The following is a 19,481-nucleotide window of genomic DNA, read 5'->3' as shown; positions in this document are numbered from 1 at the left end:
GCGTCAGGGCCGCCAGGTTGAAGCAGGCTGAAGGATATGATGAAAGGCCCGCAGCGACGCCGTGGCCGGTAACAAGCGTTGTGCCCTGGTGGAAGGTGACGAAGGTCCATGGCCCGAGAAAGAACGACAAACGATGGTGAGCGCAGCCTGGCGATACGGGCCGCATGGCTCCATTATATCGGCGGGCTGACGCAAGCGGCTGTCGCCAAGAAGCTGGGCGTGCCGTCGGTCAAGGCGCACCGGCTGATCGCACGGGCCGTGGCCGAAGGCGCGGTGAAAGTCTCCATCGACGGCGAGATCGTCGAATGCCTCGAACTGGAGGACGCCCTGTGCCAGCGTTTCGGGCTCAGCACCTGCCGCGTCGCGCCCGATCTGAGCGAGGAAGGGGTGCCACTGCGCGCGCTCGGCCTGTCGGGCGCCGCGTTCATCCGCCGCCGGCTGGAATCGGGCGAGATCTCCACCATCGGCATCGGCCATGGCCGCACCCTCGCCGCGGCCGTCCGCAGCCTGCCACGGATCGACGCCAAGGGCATGCGCTTCGTCTCCCTGCTCGGCGGGCTGACGCGGAACTTCTCGGCCAACCCGCATGACGTGATGCATCTTCTGGCCGAAAAGACCCACGCCCATGCCTATGTGATGCCGGTGCCGTTTTTCGCCAACACGGTCGAGGACCGCGAGGTCCTTCTGGCGCAGAAGGGTGTGTGTGATGTCTTCGCAATGGCCGAAACCGCACCGCTGAAGCTCGTCGGCATCGGGACGGTGGACACCGATACGCAACTCGTGGCCTCGGGGATGATCGAGCAGAGCGAGATCGAGGAAATCGCCCAAGCGGGCGGGACCGGAGAACTTCTGGGCCATTTCTTCGACGCCGAGGGAAACCGGCTCGAAACGACGCTCACCGCCCGCACGCTGTCGGTTCCCTTCCGGGAGGATGGCGCGGACAACATCATCGCCCTGGCCGGTGGCCGCGAGAAGTTTAATGCAATCCGGGCGGTTCTGAAGAGCGGCTGGCTGTCGGGGCTGATCACCGACGAACTCACGGCGCGGACCTTGCTGGAAGAACAGCCGTCCTCCTGAAACAGAGATGCCGCGGAAACGTAACGCGCGCCCGGCTATAAACGTGCCGGGCGCGCGGTTGTGCTGACAGGATCAGGCAGACATGCGCTCGGCCACGAGAGCGATCAGCTTCTTGTGGTCGGCGTCGAAATTGCGGATGCCTTCGGCCAGTTTCTCGGTCGCCATCGGGTCGGCGTTCATTTCCCAGCGGAATGTCGCTTCGTCCATCGGGATCGGGGCAGCCCCGCTCGCGGTTTCCGGCGACAGCACACGCGGCAGATCCGCCTCGTCCTTGGCGAGGATGTCGAGCAGCTTCGGCGCGATCGTCAGGTTGTCGCAACCCGCCAGCGCCTTGATCTGGTCGACGCTGCGGAAGGAGGCGCCCATCACCACGGTGTCGATGCCGTTCGACTTGTAGTAATCGTAGATCTTGCGGACCGACAGCACGCCGGGATCTTCGTCGGGCAGATAGCTGTCACGCCCTTCGGCCTTCTTGTACCAGTCGGTGATGCGCCCGACGAAGGGCGAGATCAGGAAGGCGCCGGCATCTGCGCAGGCCACGGCCTGGGCGAGCGAGAACAGCAGCGTCAGGTTACAGTCGATCCCTTCTTTCTGCAGGATCTCCGCCGCGCGGATACCTTCCCAGGTCGAGGCCAGCTTGATTAGGATGCGTTCGCGGCCGATGCCGCGCGCCTCGTAATCGGCGATGATGGCACGCGCGCGGGCCACGGAGGCGTCCGTGTCGAAGGACAGGCAGGCATCGACCTCGGTCGACACCCGGCCGGGCACCAGCTTCGTCAGTTCGGCGCCAACGGCGACGGTCAGCGTCGCCGCGACCTCTTCGGCGCTCTTGCCGGCCTTCTTGCCCGCCTCGATTTCGCGGACGGTCAACTCCTCGGATGCGGGATCCTTGAGGGCGGCAAGCACGATCGACGGGTTCGTCGTGCAATCGACCGGCCCGTAAGCCTTGACGGCCGCAACATCGCCGGTGTCGGCGACCACAACGGTCATTTCGCGCAATTGGTCCAACGCGTTTGTCATCTTGGCAACTCCTGTAGCGTCGTCATTTTTCGATCAGTTCCTTGGCGCGGGTTCGCTTCGCGTGCAAGGAAATTCCGGAATCTTCACAGAGCCGGGTATTGGGCCCAAGGCTCCGAATGTCTCAATGCCAGCCACGCCTGCGACACAGCGGTTGCAGGCGCCCTTTCGCCGCAACATCGGCACTGCGCACGAGTCCTTCGGCATGGTCCATCCTCCATGGCTGCCTTTTACCATTTCCGCCCCAAAGTCACAATACAAAATAACATAAATCACACTTGTGATGTTATTTATGTTATGTCATACGTTCGGCTACGTAGGCGCATACAGCGCATTGCGGGGCCTTGGGAGGGGAACCCGGTGAAACGTAACGATCGACAGCGGGCGATCATCGAGCTCCTTGCCAACAGGGGTGAGCTGACCGTGGACGATCTAGCCAATCGTTTCATTGTCTCCAAGATGACCATTCATCGCGATCTCGACGATTTGGAAGGTGAAGGGCTGCTGCGCAAGGTGCGTGGCGGGGCAACCATCGAGGCCAGCACCCGCTTCGAAAGCGATTTCCGGTTCCGCGAAGGCCAGGACATCGAGGCCAAGGCCGCAATGGCGGATGCAGCACTGACGCTGGTAGAGCCCGGCATGACGATCATGGTCAATGACGGCTCGATGGCGGCGCTGCTGGGGTCCCGGCTGGCTGGGATGCGTCCGCTCACGGTTATCACCAACAACGCCGCCGTCATCGACGCTTTGCGCACGGAGCCGTGCATTTCCCTGATCGCCCTTGGCGGCACCTATTCGGCCAAGTTCCATGCCTTCTTCGGGGCCATTACCGAGACCGCACTGGCCGGGCTGCGCGCCGATATCGCCTTCATTTCGAGCCCGGCAGTGTCGGGGCTGGAAGCGTTTCACATGGATGACAGCGTCGTGCGGGCGAAGCGGGCCATGATGGCCTCCGCCACGCGGCGCTGCCTATTGGTCAACCACCAACGTTTCGAACGAACCGCGCTTCACAAGCTGGCGACGCTGGACGAGTTCGCTTGGATCATCACCGATATGGCCCCACCAGACGCGGCCAGCGCAGCCCTCGAAACCGCCGGTCTGGCGCTGACGATTGCCGCGCAAAGGGAGACATCCGAATGAGATCGCCACAAGTCAGCAAAGGTGGCGGCCGCGACCTTTGCCATTGCCTTGTGAAGGCAATCGACCGAGGACACGAAACATAAAGAGACCTGATCTGTGGTGTTTCTGGCCGTTGCCCGCGACACTGCAGATCGGAACCGGCCGGGGCGCCGTTTCCCTCGCGGCGCCCCGTTCCTTCCTTCCCTGAACGAGAGAGGCACGGACATGGGACGCATTCTCGCCATCGACAGCGGACTGACCGTCACAAAGGCGGTGATCTTCGACCTTGCCGGCCGGCAACTCGGTGTCGCCCGCCGCAATGTCCCGCAACTCAAACCCTCGCCGCGCAAGGTCGAACGCGACATGGCGGACCTCTGGCGCCAGACCGCCGCAGCCATTCGCGATGTGCTGGCGGCCAGCGGCACCGATCCGGCAGACATCCTCTGTGTTGCCGCGACCGCGCATGGCGACGGGGTGTATGTGCTCGACCAGGCCGGCAAGCCGCTCGGCGCCGGCATCCTGTCGCTTGACAGCCGGGCCATCGACGTCGTCGCAGAATGGGAACGTGACGGGATCGACCGCGAGAGCCTGCCGCTGACCGGCCAGCCACCGCATGTCTCCGCGCCCTCCGCGCTGCTGGCCTGGATGGCGCGCGAGGAGCCGGAGCGCTTTGCGCGCATCGGCCATGTGCTGGCCTGCAAGGACTGGCTGCGCTGCTGCCTGACGGGCACCTTCGGGACAGACCGCACCGAGGCCAGCACCTCCTTCACCGATGTCCATAGCCAGGATTATTCCGACGCGGCACTTGCGTTGTTCGGGCTCTCCGCATTGCGCCCGGCGCTGGCCGCGATTTCACATTCCGCCGAGGTCGTCGGAACTATCACCAGGGAAGCTGCCGAGGCAACCGGCCTCAAGGTCGGCACGCCCGTGGCCGCCGGCCTGCACGATGTCACGGCCTCCGCTCACGGTATCGGTGCACATCGCCCCGGCGTTGTGGGGATCGTTGCCGGGACCTATTCGATCAACGAATGCGTCTCCACCGAGCCGAATACCGATCCGCGATGGCTCTGCCGCAGCGCGGTACAGCCGGGGCTGTGGAACAACATGTCGATGTCGCCCGCCTCGACCACGAATTACGACTGGTTCATCGACACGTTCTGCGCCGCCGAGCGCGCGAAGGCCGAGGCTGAGGGGACGAGCATCCACGCCGTTCTGGCACCGGAGATCGACGCGGCACTGGAACGGCCATCGCCGATCGTCTTCCACCCCTATCTATATGGCTCGCCCTTCGGGGCGGTGCCGAGCGCAGGTTTTCTTGGCCTGCGTGGGTGGCATGGGCGTGGCGACGTACTGGCCGCCCTGCTGGAAGGGGTTGCCTTCAACCATCGCCAGCATGTCGATGCCCTGCGCGAAGCCTTCGGCGGCAGCGAGGCCCGGCTGACCGGCGGCGCCTCTCGCAACCCGACCGTCGCGCGGCTTTTTGCCGACATCCTGGGCATGGATGTCGTCGTGAGCGAGACCGACGAAGCCGCGGCCTGGGGCGCGGCGCTCTGTGCCGGGGCGGCCGTCGGTGCCTTCGAGAGTTTCGACGCGGACCCGCGCGATCTCGACGCCATCTCGACAACTTATTCCCCCTCGCCGGAGCGTTCGGCGGCCTACGCGGAGCGCTACACGGTCTTTCGGGAGGTTGCCGACAGCCTGCCGGCCACATGGGAGCGCCTGAACGCGCTCGAAAAATCCGGCCGTGGAGAATCCGATGCCTGATACCGCACAAGACGCCTTCGACGTCGTCATCATTGGAGCCGGGGTCAACGGGGCGGGGCTGTTCCGGGATCTCTGCGCGCAAGGGCTGCGCTGCCTGATCGTCGACAAGGGGGATTACGGCTCCGGCACGAGCGCCGCGCCGTCGCGGCTGATCCATGGCGGGCTGAAATACCTGGAAACCGGGGAACTCCGGCTGGTGGCGGAATCGACCTATGAGCGCAACCTGCTGCTGCGCAACGCACCGCATCTGGTGAAGGCGCTGCCGACGATGATCCCGATCTATTCCTGGACCAAGGGGGTCTGGGCGGCGCTGCGCACGTTGCTTGGCTCCACCACGGCGCCGCGCAGCCGGGGCGCATTGCTCATCAAGACCGGGCTGGCGATGTATGATTTCTACGGCGCACGGGCCCGGGTGATGCCGCGCCACGGGATGGTCGGGCGAACAAAGGCGCTGGCGGATGTGCCTGCCCTGACACCCCGCATTGTCGCCCTGGGAACCTATTACGATGCCATGATCGAGGCTCCCGAGCGGCTCATCCTCGAACTGGTGAAGGACGGGGTGGCCCTGTCCCCCGGCTCGGAAGCGCTGAACTGGACCGCAGTTTCCGGCCTGCGGGACGGCGCGCTGGAACTCATGCTGGCCGATGGGCAGACCCGCAGCGTCACAGCGCGGAACGTGGTCAATGCCGCCGGCCCATGGATCGACCGGGTCAATGCCGTGCTTGGCATCGAGACAAAGCTGATCGGCGGCACCAAGGGCTCGCATATCCTGCTCGATCACCCCGCGCTGCTAGAACAGCTGAGCGGGCGGATGATCTATTTCGAAGCCGATGACGGCCGGATCCTGCTTGTCTTCCCCTATCGCGGCAAGGCGCTGGTGGGCTCGACCGACATTCCCGCCGACTCGCCCGACGAGGTGACCTGCACCGAAGACGAGATCGCCTATTTCATGGCGAGCCTGCGCGAGCTTCTGCCCGGCCTGCAATTCGACCCGGGCCAGATCGTCTATGCCTATGCCGGCATCCGGCCCTTGCCGAACTCGGAAGGCGTCGATCCGGGCCTGATCAGTCGCGACCACTCCGCCCCCGTCGTCGCGCCCACCGAAGGCCGGCCATTCCCGGTGACCTCGCTTGTCGGCGGGAAATGGACGACGTTCCGGGCCTTTTCGGCGGAGATCGCGGACAAGGTGCTGGAAGATCTCGGCGAGACCCGCAAGCAGTCAACCGACGAGATGCCCATCGGCGGCGGGCGGGACATGCCACAGGAGGCAAGCGCACGTGAAGAATGGTTGGCTGAAATGGCGAGGGTTTCCGGCGCCGCGCCGGATCGGCTCGCCACGCTGCTGGATCGCTACGGCACGACCGCGCGTGCCATCGCCCTTGCCGAAGGGGCCGATCCAGTTCTTCTCGGCACGGAGGACGCCTTCAGCCGGGCAGAAATCGACTGGATTGCGCGGAACGAGCACGTCGTGCATCTGGAAGATATCGTTCTGCGGCGGACGCCACTTGCCATCACCGGCCAAATCGACCGCCCCACCTGCGAAGCTCTCTGCGAGATAACGGCCCAGGCGCTCGGCTGGAACGCGGCTCGTCAGGCCGAAGAGCTCGAAGAGCTCACTGCGGTTCTGGCCAAACGCCACGGAGTTCACCTGTCTCAGGCGGCTAAGGAACAACCCTTCCGGGCCTGAGAACCAGAGTAGCGGACGGTCACGCCACGTCCGCGTCCAGCGGAACGCGGCGGATCCGGACGAGTTCGCGCCCGTCTTCGAAGGCTACCCGCGCCGATGCAACGGCGCGGTCGATATCCAGCGCATTTCCGCGCGAGACCTCGGCCAACGTCTCGCCGTGGCCGGATTCACGCTGGCAAAGACCTCACCGGAAGCAGCCGGAGTGAACCTTACGTCGATCCAGCACTGGGTACGGAATGCCGCGGCCGCAACCTTGGCACGGTAGTCCTCATGGGTCAGCATGGGTGTTTTCGTCGAATGCGTCGAGCTTCAGCCAACTGTCGTCGCGGCCAAAGGCGGTCACCACTTCGTCGGAGATATTCTTGATCTCGTAATACCGGCAGATCTCCCCCATCGCGGCATGATAGCCCGCAGGCGGAACTACGATGTCGCCGGCCCCCATGATCGGCGCGGCGATCAAGGAGTGCACGAGGTGCGCATCGGCGGTGAGACCGCCATCGGTGGACATGTCGAGATCGACGGCATCGGGTCATACCTTACGGAAATCGGAAAGTTGGGTTGAGCGCAGTGCTGACTCTGGCGCGGGGCCGTTTTCGGCGATGAGCAGCGTTTCGGAGCGCCCCGCGCGGGCGATGATCCGGGCGTCGGGGCCGGCAATGACAGAGTCGCCGCCGAAGCGCAGGTCGCCCTCCGCGCCGCAGTAATTGGCATAGACGATGGTCATGTCCATCTCGCCCGCCCGCGCGGGTACGAAGCTGTCCGCAACATGCCCGAAGCCTGCGGGATTGGCGGTGGGCACCAGCAGCAGCTTCACGCCCCGCTCGGCCAGCGCCCGGACATGGGGCGCGAATTCGACATCGTAGCAGATGAGCAGCCCTGTCGGCACGCCATCGAGGTCAAACTGGCAGTAGCTGTCTCCGGGCTGGAAGCTCGCCTGTTCCATCGGGCCGAAAAGCTGGATCTTGCGGTAATGCCCAAGCATTTCACCGTTGCGGTCGAACGCGGTTGCCGCGTTGAAGACCGCCGCCCCGTCCTGCTCGGCCCATCCCACGGTCAGGCCGCAATCCGCCTGCCGCGCCAAGGCGCCAAGCCGTTGGAACCACGCGCCACCCAGGGGCTGCGACAGCGTCTTGTGAAGCTCCGGCTGGTTGTATCCGGGCAGGAACAGTTCGGGTGCCACCAGCATGCGCGCGCCCGCCACGGCCGCCGCGCGAAGCTGGCGGTCGAGACGGGCGAACGCCGCCTCCGCGTCGCCCTCGGCGGGCGGCCCCTGATAGAGTGCGAGTTTCATGCTCATTTCTCCAGGTTGGTTCAGGTGGCGTCGAAACTCTCCTGCAAGTCCTGCGCGCAGGTCGCGACGAAGACACCCTTCACACCCTCCTGCGAGTTGGCAACCTCCGGAAACCCGCGGCGGTTCACAATTTGACTCGCGTCTCAGAGCCGATCGCGAGCGCTGCAGCTGTTCATGCGGGAACCTCCCGGCCTTTCAGGAGTCGACCGTCATGGCACCGGTGCTCAACTCGACGATCTCCTCGGTTATTTCCTCCTGGCGGAGCCGCCACGACGTGGAGACGAGCGCGTCCAGAGTGTCCGTGACACTTTCATGTGCCGCGATCATCGCACGCATCCGGGCCTCGTTTTCGGCCGAAAAGGCGAGCATCACGGCTTCGGCGAGCTCTGAGAAGACGTATTCCTCGACAAGCCGCGCCAGCAACGTTTCGGGCGGAAGCGTGATCAGGGGTGCGATCCCGCTGGCCGGTGGCGGAAAGCGGGAATAGTCGAAGGGGACCAGGTGCCGGACGATGATTTGGGCGGTTTGCGACCGGTTGGGCATCGCGTGAACCACGCAAACCTGTGTCACCCTGCCCAGAGCGAGAGCGTCGAAGACCGTTTCGGCAAGCTGGGTGGCGAGCGCCGTGGCCTGTTGCGCCTGTCCGATCATCGCCACGGATGAATGCACGGGATGTTCCCGCTCCTCAGCCACCAGCAGCCCGCGCTCTCCTACGAGGAACAGGTCGTGCGCGTCGCTCATCAAGGGCTTTGCCGCATCGAAGACGCGCTCGCTGTAGCCACCGGCGAAGCCCTGTTCGGCCGCGATAAGGATTATGGCCCGCCGCCCTTCGGTCCCGTCTTGCGCAAGCCTCAGGTCGGATTGGGGAACGAAGCTCAGCGCGTGGCCAATAGCCTCGCCTATGGTTTCGGCATAGATCCGGATGCTGTCCACATGGCGGCGCGCTTCCTGCGCGCGCGCGGCCGCGATGCCGCGCATGGCGGAAATCACCGAGGCAAGCTTGTCCACCGTCGCGATCCGGGTCTCGATATCGACGAGCCGCCCTGTCATCCCGCCCCCTTCGCCTTCTGGCCAAGGCTTTTGGCAAGTGTGGTGACGGCGGCTATCAGGGCGCCGCGCAACTCGGGGGTGAGCGCGGCAGAGGACTGAAGGGCGGCCACCGCGTCCGGCGCATGCGTGTCCAGCCAGCCTTCCACGGATGCGCGCAGCTTGGGAATGGCAGCAGGCTGCACGCCGTCAAGCGCCCCGTCCATCAACCCGGCGAGCAGCGCGACCTGATCGGACAGTCGCAAGGCGGAATAGCGGGGCTGGGTGAGCAGCGCCCGAATGCGCTGACCGCGCGCGATCTGGGCCATGACCCGCGCGTTGGAGATACCGCCGAAGCGGGTGAACATCTCCAGCTCCTGGAATTGCGCGTAATCGAGACGTACCCGGCCAGAGACCTCGCGCAGAGCCGACGACTGTGCCTTGCCGCCGACGCGGCTGACCGAGAGGCCAACGTCCACCGCCGGGCGCTGGTTGGCGGCAAACAGGCGGGTGTCGAGCACGATCTGCCCGTCGGTGATGGAGATCAGATTGGTTGGAATATAGCCCGACAGGTTGCCCGCGTCCGTCTCGGCTATGGGCAGTGCAGTGAGCGACCCGCCACCCTGCTGCGGCGCAAGTTTCGCGGCCCGTTCGAGCAGGCGCGCATGCAGGTAGAAGATGTCGCCCGGATAGGCCTCGCGTCCGGGCGGCTCACGGGTCAGCAGCGCCAGTTCCCGATGCGTGCCCGCGTGATGTGTAAGGTCGTCGATGACAATCAGCGCGTGCCGTCCGCGGTCACGGAAATACTCGGCCATCGTCATGCCGGAAAACGGCGCGATCCATTGCAGGCCCGGCGCCGCGGCGGCCCCGCCGACAACGAAGATGCAGCGTTCCGGCGCACCATGTTCGCCCACCGCCGCGATCACCCTCTCGACCGCCGTCGCGGGTTGGCCGACGGCGACATAGACGCAGACGACATCCGATCTCTTCTGGTTGATGATCGTATCCACAGCCAGCGAGGTCTTTCCGGTGGCGCGGTCGCCAACGATGAGTTCGCGCTGCCCGCGCCCGATGGCGAACAGGCTGTCGACGACAAGAATACCGGTCTCCAACGGTTGTGAGACATAGTCCCGGGCGATGATCGCGGGCGCGGGGCGTTCGATCGGCAGGCGCGGCGCCTCCGCAAGCGGCGATCCGCCATCGAGCGGCCGCCCCAGCGGGTCGAGGACGCGGCCAAGCAACGCCTCTCCTACCGGAACGCGCAGAACGTCGCCGGTATCCGTGACCTTCTGGCCGGCCTCGACGGCGCTGGTCTCGTCGAGGACCACGGCGTCGATCTCCCCCACGCCGAGCCCATGGGCAAAACCGAACAGGCCGTTTTCGAAGCGCAGCAGGGCGCCGAGAACGGCGTCGGGAAGGCCGGAAATACGCGCGATCCCGTCGGCCACCTGCGTGACCCGTCCCACCGCCTCGGCCTGCGGGGCGAGGCGGGTCCGCGCCAGTGCGGCACGGTGCTGTTCGAGCCATTCTGCGTGGGAGAGATGGTCAGCCATTGTCGGCCATCTCCTCCCTGATGCGGTCGAGATCGGCGCGCAGGTGGTTGCGCACGATCGCATGGGGCCCGACGATTTCGAGCCCGGCGATCAGGCCGGGATCGATCTCGATGTGGAGCTTCGGCGCATGGCCCAGCGCGTCCTTCAAGCTTTGCTCCAGCAGGGTGCGTTCGGTCCCGGTCAGATCGCGGGCGGCCCGAAGCCGGACCGTCCCGCCAGCGCCGAGATCCCGGCGTGACGCCTCCGGAAGCGCCGCGACCGCTTCGGCGAGACCACCGACAAACCCCGAGATCCGCGCACTGTCCGGCAGGCGGTCGAGCAGTTTCCCGGCGATGTCGGCGGCCAGTTCGCCGGCTTCGCGCGACAATGCACGCTGTTGCTCGCGGCGCATGCGCTCCAGCTCCGACGCCCCTTCGGCGCGCAGAAGGTCCGTGGCGGTGCGGGCCTCGTTCAACAGGCGGCGGGTCTCGCTGGTAGCCTCCTCCCGCGCCGTGGCGAGGACCTGCGCGCGCAAAGCCTCGGTCTTCTCCGCCGCGGCTCTGGCCTCGTCACGGGCGGCCTCCGCCAGCCGCCGGGCGGCATCGGCCTCGTCGAGCGCCGCGTGGGCCGCCGCCCGCCGCTCGGCAATGATCCGGCTGACCGGACGGAACAGGAACCGCGCCAGAATCCAGACCAGGACGACCAGATTGACGGTCTGCAGGCCCAGTGTCCACCAATCGATGGTCATGGCACGCGGCCCATCACACGAACGGGTTGGCGAACAGCACCAGCAGCGCGATCACCAGCGTGTAGATGGCCATCGTCTCGATCATGGCAAGCCCGACGAAGAGGGTGCGGCTGAGCGTGCCCGCGGCTTCAGGCTGGCGGGCGATGGCGTCCATGGCGGCCGCCACCGCGCGCCCCTCGCCCAGGGCCGGGCCGATGGCACCGAAGCCCACGGCGAGTGCGGCCGCGATGATGGAAACAACCTCGACAATGTTTTCAGTCATGGGGAAATGTCCTCCTTGTCCGGTTCGGCCGCAGCGGGGGTTTCCCCGGCAGCGGCACCGATGAAGACGGTGGCAAGCACCGCGAAGATGTAGGCCTGTACCGCCCCCGTCAGCAGATCGAGCGCCATCAGGGGGATCGGAAGGAACAGACCCGCGAGCGAAAGAACGATGCCAACCACGAAGACACCGCTCATCACGTTGCCGAAGAGCCGCACGACCAGCGAAAAGGTGCGGGTGATCTGCTCGACAAGGTTCAGCGGGATCATCACCCAGCTGGGTTCCGCAAATGTGGCAAGGTAGCCCCGCCAACCGCGACCGGAAATGCCATAGGCGATGGTCGCCACGAACACGATCAGGGCAAGCGCGGCGTCGGTCTCGATATGGGCGGTGGGCGGTTCGACCCCGGGCAGCACCGCGCTCCAGTTGGCAACCAGCACGAACAGGAAGATGGTGCCGATCAGCTCGCGGAAGGGGGCCGGGTCGCGTTGCATCGTGTCGTGGACCTGCCCGTCAACGGTGGTCACGAAAAGCTCCAGAACGGTCTGCAGCGTGGCGGGCACGAGCGCGAGGCGGCGGGTGGAAAGCCACGCGAACAGCGCCAGCCCTATCATCAGCGCCCAGGTCACCGCCACCGGCGTGGTGATCGGGACCGGGCCTACGTGAAAAAGCGTGTCGACGGTCAGCGGATTGTCCATCATGCTCTCCCGCAGGTCCGGCGGAGCACCACGGTCCGTGCCGCCAGCAGCCCGAGCCCGCCCGCGAGCAGCGGCGTCGCGCCGATCCGCGCCAAAGCGGCAAGCGCCGCGACCAGCACGGCGAAGCGCACGAGTTGCAGGGCCAGCGTGCGCGCCGGCGCGGTCCCGGAAAGGTAGAGTGTCACGATCCGGCGGAGCGACGCGAAATGGACAAGCCCGAGCGCTACCCCGGCGGCGAAACCAAGCGCTGCAAGCGCAAGTGGCGGAAGCGTGGCAAGGGTCTGTGTCATGGCCTGTGCATCCATTTCCAGGCGGCGTGAAATCCGATGACCGCGCCGATCATGATCGCCGGGGCTGTAAAGAAAACACCGGTCTCGAAATGCCGGTCCGCCACCCGGCCGAGGACAACTCCAAGCAGCATCGGCGTGACAATGGCCCAGCCGAGAATGCCGATCTGCCCGAGCCGGATACCCAGCGACGGCTCCGGTGTCTTGCGCCCGATCCGCTCGCGCTCGACCGTTCGGCGGGCAGCGTCCGCAGTGGGGTCTTGCGGGGTGGGCTTGTCGGTCATGAGCGAGCTCCATCACCGGATTCGGCAATCCGTGGAGGGTGATCCAACGCGCCCGCCTGCCCCGGCCGCAGGTAACGAATGATCTGCCGCACGGCACTGGCGTGCAGGCGCATATGCTCCACCCGGGCGCGGCGGTCGGCGTCCCGTTCCGCGGCGCGCAGCTTCGCGACTTCGGCTTCCAGCGCCGCAAGGTCGTCGCCCAGAATCCCCTCCCGGCAGGCAATCGAAACGCGGTTTCCGCCGCTCACGGTCATCAACCCGGCGCGCAACGCACAGAAACGCAGGCGACCGTCCCCGTCGCGCCAGCGCACCACCGACGCCGGCAGCGCCGTCAGGAATTCGGTATGCCCCGGAAGGATACCGAAACCACCGCTTTCGTCCTCGGCACGAACCGATTGCGCGGCGGGCTCCTCGACTAGGATGACGGTGGGCGTCGAGATATTCAGATGCAGCCCCGCTTTCATGCCACTTTCTGCGACTTTTGCGCAGCCTCCTGCTTGCCCCTCGCCTCCTCGAAGGTGCCAACCATGTAAAGCGATGCTTCGTCCCAGCCGTCGGCTTCGCCTTCGAGGATCGACCGGCAGCCCGCGATGGTGTCGTTCAGCGCCACCGTACAGCCCTTGATGCCCGTAAACGCCTCCGTCACCGCGAAGGGCTGCGTCAGGAACCTTTGCAGGCGGCGGGCCCGTTCCACCATCAGGCGGTCGTCACGGCCCAACTCCTCCATGCCGAGCAGCGCAATCACGTCCTGCAACTCGCGGTAATGTTCGATCGCGCCGCGCACATCGTTGGCGACGGCGACATGCTCTTCCCCGACGATCAGCGGATCGAGCAGGATCGAGGAAGACGCAATCGGATCCACCGCCGGATAGATCCCGTCGGCCGCCATGCCCCGGCTGAGCACGACCATGCTGTCCACATGCGATGCGATGGCCCTCACAGCCGGGTCGGTGAAATCGTCGGCGGGTACATAGACGGCCTCGATGGCCGTGATCGACGCCGTTCCGGTGGAGGCGATGCGTTCCTGCAGTTCTGCCACTTCGGTGGCGAGTGTCGGCTGGTAGCCGACCCGGCTCGGCAGCCGTCCGAGCAGCCCGGACACCTCCGAACCGGCCTGCACGAAGCGAAAGACGTTATCCATCAGCAGCAGCACGTCCTTGTGCTGCTCGTCGCGGAAATGCTCGGCGATGGCAAGCGCGGTCATGGCCACGCGCCACCGCGCGCCGGGGGGCTCGTTCATCTGGCCATAGACCAGCACCGTGCGGTCGAGCACCCCTGCCCCGGTCATGTCCATGAGCATCTCGTGGCCTTCGCGCGAGCGTTCCCCGATGCCGGAGAAGACCGAGATCCCGTTATAGCCAGCCACCATGGCGTGGATCAGCTCCATCACCAGCACGGTCTTGCCGACGCCCGCGCCCCCGAACATCGCCGCCTTGCCGCCCTGGGCAAACGGCGCGAGCAGGTCGAGCACCTTGATCCCGGTCAGAAACAGCTCCGGCCGGCCGTCATAGGGCCGCAACGGCGGTGGCGGGCGGTGGATCGGGCAACGGGGCACGCTGCCGGGCAGCGGCCCGCGCGCGTCGGCGGTCTTGCCGGTCACATCGAGCAGGCGGCCCAGAACGGCATCCCCAACCGGAACCGTCAGTGGCCCCGAGCCCCCCTTGACGCGGGCGCCCCGCTTCATGCCGACCGTCGATTGCAGCGCGATGGTCCGGACCGCCGTTTGCCCGAGATGTGCCTGCACCTCGACGAGAACGGGATCCCCAGTGGGAGACTCGATTTCGAGAACGTCGTTGATGGGCGGCAAGGACCCCTGCGCGAAAGCGATATCGACAACCGCCCCGCGAATGGAAATGACCGCTCCTTGCGCTGAACTTACCGTTGTCATCAGACAAGGCCTCGATTGCGCGCGTAACGGCCAATCATAGCCGTGTCACAGCGACAGCAACACGATTCAGATCAATTGGCACCGCAGTTTCGGTGCCAGGCCTCGTCTAAAAGCCGCAAAAGACGTTCCCGTCTGCCGCGCGGCCAGTCGCCTTGCAGACCCTAGGCGATCCTGAACCGATCGATGAACGCGCGGTCAGGCACGATGCCAAGCCCCGGTCCCTGCGGGATCGTCACCCTGCCGTCATTGCGCTTCACCTGCCCCTGGATATCCAGCGGTTCGGCCAGCAACTCGTCGCGGAACTTGTTATCCGTCGTGTCGAATTCCAGCATCGGCTCCCACGGGAACAGCCCGCCCGGCAGGGCCGGCATGGCCGCGAGAAGCTGCAGGTTCGTGGCGACCGAGACCGCAGATCCCCAGACGTGGTTGATGACAGGCGTGAAATGCGCGTGGCAGAGCGCCAGCACCCGAAGATATTCGGAAATCCCGCCCAGCGCACAGACCTCGGGTTGCGCGATGTCGAGCCCGCGCGCCTCCAGCAGGCGCCGCCAGCCCCAGCGGTTGAACTCTACCTCGCCACCGGAAATGTTGACCTTGAGACCCGCACGCAGTTCGGCATAGCCGTCGAGATCTTCCGGGGCGACCGGCTCTTCGAACCAATAGGCGTCCAGCTCCTCCAACCCGCGGCCAACATAGAAGGCATCCGCGGTCGTGTAGGCATGGTTGGCATCGGCCATGAAACGGAAGTCCTCGCCCACGCCCTTGCGGACAGCGGCAGCCAGCCGAACGTCATCTTTCGGCCCAACGCCGATCTTCATCTTGGTGGCCGCGAAGCCCATCGCCTTGATCTCGGCGGCCTCGTCGACGAAACGCGCCTCCATCTCCGCCACCGGCTCGGGTCGCAGCATCATGCCATAGCCATAGGCCGTGACGCTGCTGCGATGTGCGCCCCCGATGAGCTTGTGAACAGGCAGGCCCGCAATCTTTCCGGCAATATCCCAAAGCGCGATATCGACGCCGGAGAGAGATTGCAGCGGCATCCCCTTCTGGCCGTGATCGCGCATCAGGTTATAGGCCTTGTGCCAGATCACATCGCGATCAAGTGGGTCCATGCCAAGGATCATCGGCTGGATCACCTGCTCGACAATGGCCTTGTTCGCAAGCGCGACACTGCCCGCGCCAAAACACTCGCCCCAGCCCGTAACCCCATCATCTGTCTGGACTTCTACAAGGTGCGCCGTGCGCTTGTCGTAGTACTGTTGGGAATATCCCAGCCGTTCCGGCATGTCATAGCCGAGAACGTGGCTGGTGATTTTGGTGATCTTCATGGCTCCTCCCAATTCGATCCCACCGCGCGCGGCGGCATCAACCCGATAGCTCGGCACGCTAGAGAAAATTTCTCAAGGTTCAAGAAAATTATTGAATTCCGATAAAATCACGGGATTATAAAGAAATCCGAGATTTTCGACTCGGTGGGAGGAACATATTGGAAACCGAAGGCCTCTTCGAGCGCATGCGCGACCGGGTTGTGAGCGGAGAGTTCGCCCCCGGGCAACGGCTTCGCGCCGAACAACTGCGCTCGGAATACAGCGTCTCGGCCACAACAATGCGGGAGATCCTGTTGCGACTCTCGACCGTGGGGCTGGTGGATTTCCAGGAGCAGCGCGGGTTCCGGCTGCCGGAACAATCTTTCCAGTTGCAGAACGAGCTGACTCAATTCCGGATCATTCTGGAATGCGAAGGCGCGAGCCTGTCCATCCGCAACAGCTCCGTCGAATGGGAAGCACGGCTCTCGGCGGCGCATCACGCCCTTGGCCATATCGAGTCGCGCGTTCACGTTGGCGAGCCTTCTGCGGAACTGCTGTCGCTGTGGGTGCGCGCGGAGCTGGACTTCCACCGAACCCTGATCGGCGGCTGCGGAAATGAGGTTCTCAAGCAGACGCATCTGGCGGTCTATTACCGCTTCCGCCAGCAGTTGATCACGAGCGACAGCGGCTTCTACTGGGTTCCCAAGAACATCGAACAGCACAAGGGCATCGTCGATGCTGCGCTGGACAAGGACGAAGAACTCGTCCGCAGGCTTATCAGCGAGCACCTGCTGCGGAACCTGACGGACCCCGTCGAACATACAACAGCGAAATCGGCCTGAGATGCGGCGCTACGGCTACCATACCGTGCCACGCGCGACGGCCACACAATTGCCCGGTGGGACGTTTCGATCTGGCGGCGCGCCGATCGAGGGGAGGGAGACCATATGCGTTTCCCGGGTAAAGACTGACCCGACTTTGGGTCAAGGGAGGCGTTCGGACCGCTCCGGTCCGGGCACCTGCATCTTCCAGCACCATGAAAGGAAATTCAGGTGAAACTGTCCAATAAACTGGCCGTGACCACGGCCCTTACGCTCGGTCTTATGGCATCCGCCGCCACCGCTGCCGACATCACCCTGCGCATCCAGACGCACCAGGGCACCAACACGACGCAAGGCCGGCTGCTTGCCAATTTCGTCGATGACGTCCAGGTCATGTCGGATGGCGCGATCGAGATCGAGATGTTCTATTCCTCGGCCGTCGTCGCTTCCGCCGAAACCTTCGACGCCGCCATGAACGGCATCATCGATTGCGACATGACCAACGGTTCCTACCAGACCGGCAAGAACCCCGCCTTCCAGTTCGTGGCGGACACGATGGGCGGCTACGACACCGCGATGCAATATCTCGCATGGGTGAACTTCGGCGGCGGCCGCGAGGCGATCAACGAGCTTTATGCGCCTTACAACATGCATTTCGTCGGCGCGCAGGTCGGTGGCCAGGAATCGCTGAACTCCTCCAAGCCGCTTCCGGGCATCGAATCCGTGAAAGGCTGGAAATTCCGCTCGCCCCCGGGCATGGAAACCGAGATCTTCCAGTCGCTCGGCGCCTCGCCGATCGTGATGGACTTCACCGAGATCTTCACCGCGCTTGAAACCGGGATTATCGACGGTGCCGACGCCTCGACGCTCGCCGTGAACACCTCGCTCGGCATCTACGACATCGCCAAGCACACGACCTATCCGGGCTTCCACTCGATGTCCTCGGACCAGCTCGCTTGCCGTACCGATGTATGGGAAGGCCTCTCTCCGTCGCAGCAGCGCATCATCGAAACCGCGCACAAGAAGCTGATGGCGGATTACGTGATGGTCACCATCGTGGAAAATGGCGAAGCCATCAGCAAGGTCGCGGAAAAAGGCGTGACGTTGTACGACTGGTCAGCCGAAGACCGCGCGGCCTTCCGTGAAGCCGCCAAGTCTGCCTGGGACGAGTGGGCCAAGAAGACCCCCGAAGCCGCCAGCATGGTTGAAAGCCACAAGACCTTCCTGAAGCGGATCGGCCTCAGCGACTGATCTCTCTGAACCCCTTGGCTCCCCTGGCATTCCTCGCCGGGGGAGCTGTCTTTATTTGAGTCCCCCCCCTGCCGGAACCGTTGTGTCCGTTGCGCGACCTTTGCCCGAACGGCAGCGCCTGACGTCGAACCGGTTTCGCACGAATCCATCAGGAGATCGGAATGGCAAGGATCCAGTCCGTCCGCACCCGTCTGTTCAACGTGCCGCTCGCCGAAGTTCTCTTCGATGCCAAGCATGGTGAGCACACCCATTTCGAGCTGATCACCGTCACCGTCACGCTTGAAGACGGCACAGTCGGCACCGGCTACACCTATACCGGCGGCAAGGGCGGCTGGGCCATCGCGGCGATGCTGGAGCATGATCTCGCGCCGCTCGTCACCGGCAAGGACGCCTCCGGGGTTGAAGAGCTCTGGGACGAGATGCAGTGGCATGTGCATTATGTCGGTCGCGGCGGCGTCGCCTCCTTCGCGATCTCGGCAGTCGATATCGCCCTGTGGGATTTGCGTTGCCAGGCGGCCGGCCTGCCGCTTTGGAAGATGGCTGGCGGCGCTTCCAACCGTTGCCGCGCCTATGGCGGCGGGATCGATCTGAACTTCCCGATTCCGAAGCTGCTTCAGAATATCCAGGGCTACCTGGATCGCGGCCTGAACGCGGTGAAAATCAAGGTTGGCCAACCGACACTGGCGGAAGATGTCGAGCGTGTGAGCGCGGTTCGGGACCATATCGGGCCGGACACCGCCTTCATGGTCGACGCGAACTACTCCATGGATGTCGAACGCGGGATCGCTGCAGCCAACGCCTTCAAGCCCTTCGATCTCACCTGGTTCGAAGAGCCGATCATCCCCGACGACTACAAGGGTTACGCCCGCATTGCCGAAGCCACCGGCCACCCGCTCTCCGCCGGCGAGAACCTGCACACCATGATCGAGTTCGAACTGGCCTTCGAGGAGTCCGCGCTGTCCTACATCATGCCCGACACGGGCAATTGCGGCGGCGTGACGGCCTTCCTTCAGGTGGCCGAGATGAGCCGGAAATACGGCCTGCCGGTCTGCAGCCACGGGATGCAGGAACTAAATGTCAGCCTGCTGAGCGCGCAGCCGAATGCCGGCTGGCTGGAAGTCCATTCCTTCCCGATCGACGAATATACAACCCGCCCCCTCGTGATCGAAGACCACATGGCCGTCGCGCCCGACGAACCCGGAACCGGTGTTCGCTTTGTCTGGGAAAAGCTCGAGCCTTTCGAAGCAAGACGTCCGTAAGGCAGGGAAGCGCCGTTCGCCCGGCACAGCGCGGCCACCCTCCCACTGAGGGAGGGTGGGCCCATTGATGCGAGAGGCGAGAGCTGGCCGGTCTAGCGGGTAAACTTCTTGTACTTGACCCGCTTCGGCTCCAGCGAGTCCGGACCAAGGCGCCGTGCCTTGTCTT

General features: G+C 64.8%; 21 protein-coding genes. 7 read left to right on the top strand and 14 right to left on the bottom strand.

Features of this window, described 5'->3' with window-relative positions; all coding sequences use genetic code 11:
* Positions 1–108: 108 nt before the first annotated feature.
* On the top strand, positions 109–1,077 hold the full coding sequence (locus AX756_RS12475) for a sugar-binding transcriptional regulator (protein ID WP_068311690.1): 969 nt from the start codon (positions 109–111) through the stop codon (positions 1,075–1,077).
* 72 nt (positions 1,078–1,149) lie between these two features.
* Here AX756_RS12475 and tal read toward each other — a convergent pair whose 3' ends face one another.
* Positions 1,150–2,097, bottom strand: a complete 948-nt coding sequence (tal, locus tag AX756_RS12470) for a transaldolase (RefSeq protein WP_068311688.1) — start codon at positions 2,095–2,097, stop codon at positions 1,150–1,152.
* 357 nt (positions 2,098–2,454) lie between these two features.
* Between tal and AX756_RS12465 the strand changes: the two genes are divergently transcribed.
* The 3 genes from AX756_RS12465 (at position 2,455) to AX756_RS12455 (ending at position 6,664) form a co-directional block, all read left to right on the top strand.
* Positions 2,455–3,234 carry a DeoR/GlpR family DNA-binding transcription regulator gene (locus AX756_RS12465; RefSeq protein ID WP_068311686.1) on the top strand — a complete coding sequence of 260 codons (780 nt, stop codon included), beginning with the start codon at positions 2,455–2,457 and terminating at the stop codon, positions 3,232–3,234.
* 204 nt (positions 3,235–3,438) lie between these two features.
* A complete protein-coding gene (locus AX756_RS12460) occupies positions 3,439–4,977 on the top strand; it encodes an FGGY-family carbohydrate kinase (protein ID WP_068311684.1) in 1,539 nt (512 codons plus the stop codon).
* Positions 4,970–6,664 carry a glycerol-3-phosphate dehydrogenase/oxidase gene (locus AX756_RS12455; RefSeq protein ID WP_068311682.1) on the top strand — a complete coding sequence of 565 codons (1,695 nt, stop codon included), beginning with the start codon at positions 4,970–4,972 and terminating at the stop codon, positions 6,662–6,664. The genes AX756_RS12460 and AX756_RS12455 overlap by 8 nt, the downstream gene beginning before the upstream one ends.
* 19 nt (positions 6,665–6,683) lie before the next feature.
* Here the strand turns inward: AX756_RS12455 and AX756_RS26640 are convergent, their stop codons facing one another.
* The 13 genes from AX756_RS26640 to AX756_RS12395 all read right to left on the bottom strand — a co-directional run bounded on the left by AX756_RS26640 (position 6,684) and on the right by AX756_RS12395 (position 16,005).
* Entirely contained in the window at positions 6,684–6,812 is a 129-nt protein-coding gene (locus tag AX756_RS26640; RefSeq protein WP_269432952.1) for a hypothetical protein, read from the bottom strand.
* Between the two features lie 120 nt (positions 6,813–6,932).
* Entirely contained in the window at positions 6,933–7,172 is a 240-nt protein-coding gene (locus tag AX756_RS12450) for an aminotransferase class III-fold pyridoxal phosphate-dependent enzyme (protein WP_068311680.1), read from the bottom strand.
* A gap of 21 nt (positions 7,173–7,193) precedes the next feature.
* A complete protein-coding gene (locus tag AX756_RS12445) occupies positions 7,194–7,955 on the bottom strand; it encodes a carbon-nitrogen hydrolase family protein (RefSeq protein ID WP_068311678.1) in 762 nt (253 codons plus the stop codon).
* Between the two features lie 195 nt (positions 7,956–8,150).
* Entirely contained in the window at positions 8,151–9,005 is an 855-nt protein-coding gene (locus AX756_RS12440) for a F0F1 ATP synthase subunit gamma (RefSeq protein ID WP_068311676.1), read from the bottom strand.
* Complete coding sequence (locus tag AX756_RS12435) at positions 9,002–10,534, bottom strand: F0F1 ATP synthase subunit alpha (protein WP_068311674.1); 1,533 nt, start codon at positions 10,532–10,534, stop codon at positions 9,002–9,004. Before AX756_RS12435 ends, AX756_RS12440 begins: the two co-directional genes overlap by 4 nt.
* Positions 10,527–11,261: a F0F1 ATP synthase subunit delta gene (locus tag AX756_RS12430; protein WP_068311672.1), complete on the bottom strand. Its 735-nt coding sequence runs from the start codon at positions 11,259–11,261 to the stop codon at positions 10,527–10,529. Before AX756_RS12430 ends, AX756_RS12435 begins: the two co-directional genes overlap by 8 nt.
* 13 nt (positions 11,262–11,274) lie before the next feature.
* Positions 11,275–11,523: a F0F1 ATP synthase subunit C gene (locus AX756_RS12425; protein ID WP_068311670.1), complete on the bottom strand. Its 249-nt coding sequence runs from the start codon at positions 11,521–11,523 to the stop codon at positions 11,275–11,277.
* Positions 11,520–12,221 carry a F0F1 ATP synthase subunit A gene (locus AX756_RS12420; RefSeq protein WP_197431076.1) on the bottom strand — a complete coding sequence of 234 codons (702 nt, stop codon included), beginning with the start codon at positions 12,219–12,221 and terminating at the stop codon, positions 11,520–11,522. The genes AX756_RS12425 and AX756_RS12420 overlap by 4 nt, the downstream gene beginning before the upstream one ends.
* Complete coding sequence (locus AX756_RS12415) at positions 12,218–12,508, bottom strand: N-ATPase subunit AtpR (RefSeq protein WP_068311666.1); 291 nt, start codon at positions 12,506–12,508, stop codon at positions 12,218–12,220. Before AX756_RS12415 ends, AX756_RS12420 begins: the two co-directional genes overlap by 4 nt.
* Positions 12,505–12,789, bottom strand: a complete 285-nt coding sequence (locus AX756_RS12410) for an AtpZ/AtpI family protein (RefSeq protein WP_068311664.1) — start codon at positions 12,787–12,789, stop codon at positions 12,505–12,507. The genes AX756_RS12415 and AX756_RS12410 overlap by 4 nt, the downstream gene beginning before the upstream one ends.
* Positions 12,786–13,253, bottom strand: coding sequence for a F0F1 ATP synthase subunit epsilon (locus tag AX756_RS12405; protein ID WP_068311662.1), 468 nt, complete (start codon positions 13,251–13,253; stop codon positions 12,786–12,788). Before AX756_RS12405 ends, AX756_RS12410 begins: the two co-directional genes overlap by 4 nt.
* Positions 13,250–14,677: a F0F1 ATP synthase subunit beta gene (gene atpD / locus AX756_RS12400; protein ID WP_068311660.1), complete on the bottom strand. Its 1,428-nt coding sequence runs from the start codon at positions 14,675–14,677 to the stop codon at positions 13,250–13,252. The genes AX756_RS12405 and atpD overlap by 4 nt, the downstream gene beginning before the upstream one ends.
* Positions 14,678–14,838: 161 nt before the next feature.
* Positions 14,839–16,005 (bottom strand): mandelate racemase/muconate lactonizing enzyme family protein, encoded by a 1,167-nt coding sequence (locus AX756_RS12395; protein WP_068311658.1) that lies wholly within the window; start codon positions 16,003–16,005, stop codon positions 14,839–14,841.
* A gap of 158 nt (positions 16,006–16,163) precedes the next feature.
* On the opposite strand from AX756_RS12395, the gene AX756_RS12390 reads away from it, so the two are divergent.
* The 3 genes from AX756_RS12390 to AX756_RS12380 all read left to right on the top strand — a co-directional run bounded on the left by AX756_RS12390 (position 16,164) and on the right by AX756_RS12380 (position 19,315).
* Positions 16,164–16,826, top strand: a complete 663-nt coding sequence (locus AX756_RS12390; protein WP_231701051.1) for a GntR family transcriptional regulator — start codon at positions 16,164–16,166, stop codon at positions 16,824–16,826.
* A 210-nt stretch (positions 16,827–17,036) separates the two neighbouring features.
* Positions 17,037–18,056: a TRAP transporter substrate-binding protein gene (locus AX756_RS12385; protein ID WP_068311657.1), complete on the top strand. Its 1,020-nt coding sequence runs from the start codon at positions 17,037–17,039 to the stop codon at positions 18,054–18,056.
* Between the two features lie 161 nt (positions 18,057–18,217).
* A complete protein-coding gene (locus AX756_RS12380) occupies positions 18,218–19,315 on the top strand; it encodes a mandelate racemase/muconate lactonizing enzyme family protein (protein ID WP_068311655.1) in 1,098 nt (365 codons plus the stop codon).
* The last annotated feature ends 166 nt before the right edge of the window (positions 19,316–19,481 follow it).

This window comes from Aliiruegeria sabulilitoris (assembly GCF_001558155.1).
Lineage (GTDB): Bacteria > Pseudomonadota > Alphaproteobacteria > Rhodobacterales > Rhodobacteraceae > Tropicimonas > Tropicimonas sabulilitoris.
This window is presented reverse-complemented; position numbering and strand designations above follow the sequence as displayed.

Bases quoted from the DNA above. Each gene is read 5' to 3' on its own strand.
- AX756_RS12410 (WP_068311664.1), bottom strand. From the start codon at position 12,789: ATGACCGACAAGCCCACCCCGCAAGACCCCACTGCGGACGCTGCCCGC.
- AX756_RS12450 (WP_068311680.1), bottom strand. From the start codon at position 7,172: ATGTCCACCGATGGCGGTCTCACCGCCGATGCGCACCTCGTGCACTCC.
- AX756_RS12395 (WP_068311658.1), bottom strand. From the start codon at position 16,005: ATGAAGATCACCAAAATCACCAGCCACGTTCTCGGCTATGACATGCCG.
- AX756_RS12460 (WP_068311684.1), top strand. From the start codon at position 3,439: ATGGGACGCATTCTCGCCATCGACAGCGGACTGACCGTCACAAAGGCG.
- AX756_RS12430 (WP_068311672.1), bottom strand. From the start codon at position 11,261: ATGACCATCGATTGGTGGACACTGGGCCTGCAGACCGTCAATCTGGTC.
- AX756_RS12380 (WP_068311655.1), top strand. From the start codon at position 18,218: ATGGCAAGGATCCAGTCCGTCCGCACCCGTCTGTTCAACGTGCCGCTC.
- AX756_RS12475 (WP_068311690.1), top strand. From the start codon at position 109: ATGGCCCGAGAAAGAACGACAAACGATGGTGAGCGCAGCCTGGCGATA.
- AX756_RS12405 (WP_068311662.1), bottom strand. From the start codon at position 13,253: ATGAAAGCGGGGCTGCATCTGAATATCTCGACGCCCACCGTCATCCTA.
- AX756_RS12445 (WP_068311678.1), bottom strand. From the start codon at position 7,955: ATGAAACTCGCACTCTATCAGGGGCCGCCCGCCGAGGGCGACGCGGAG.
- AX756_RS12455 (WP_068311682.1), top strand. From the start codon at position 4,970: ATGCCTGATACCGCACAAGACGCCTTCGACGTCGTCATCATTGGAGCC.
- AX756_RS12440 (WP_068311676.1), bottom strand. From the start codon at position 9,005: ATGACAGGGCGGCTCGTCGATATCGAGACCCGGATCGCGACGGTGGAC.
- atpD (WP_068311660.1), bottom strand. From the start codon at position 14,677: ATGACAACGGTAAGTTCAGCGCAAGGAGCGGTCATTTCCATTCGCGGG.
- AX756_RS12420 (WP_197431076.1), bottom strand. From the start codon at position 12,221: ATGATGGACAATCCGCTGACCGTCGACACGCTTTTTCACGTAGGCCCG.
- tal (WP_068311688.1), bottom strand. From the start codon at position 2,097: ATGACAAACGCGTTGGACCAATTGCGCGAAATGACCGTTGTGGTCGCC.
- AX756_RS12425 (WP_068311670.1), bottom strand. From the start codon at position 11,523: ATGACTGAAAACATTGTCGAGGTTGTTTCCATCATCGCGGCCGCACTC.
- AX756_RS12415 (WP_068311666.1), bottom strand. From the start codon at position 12,508: ATGACACAGACCCTTGCCACGCTTCCGCCACTTGCGCTTGCAGCGCTT.
- AX756_RS12435 (WP_068311674.1), bottom strand. From the start codon at position 10,534: ATGGCTGACCATCTCTCCCACGCAGAATGGCTCGAACAGCACCGTGCC.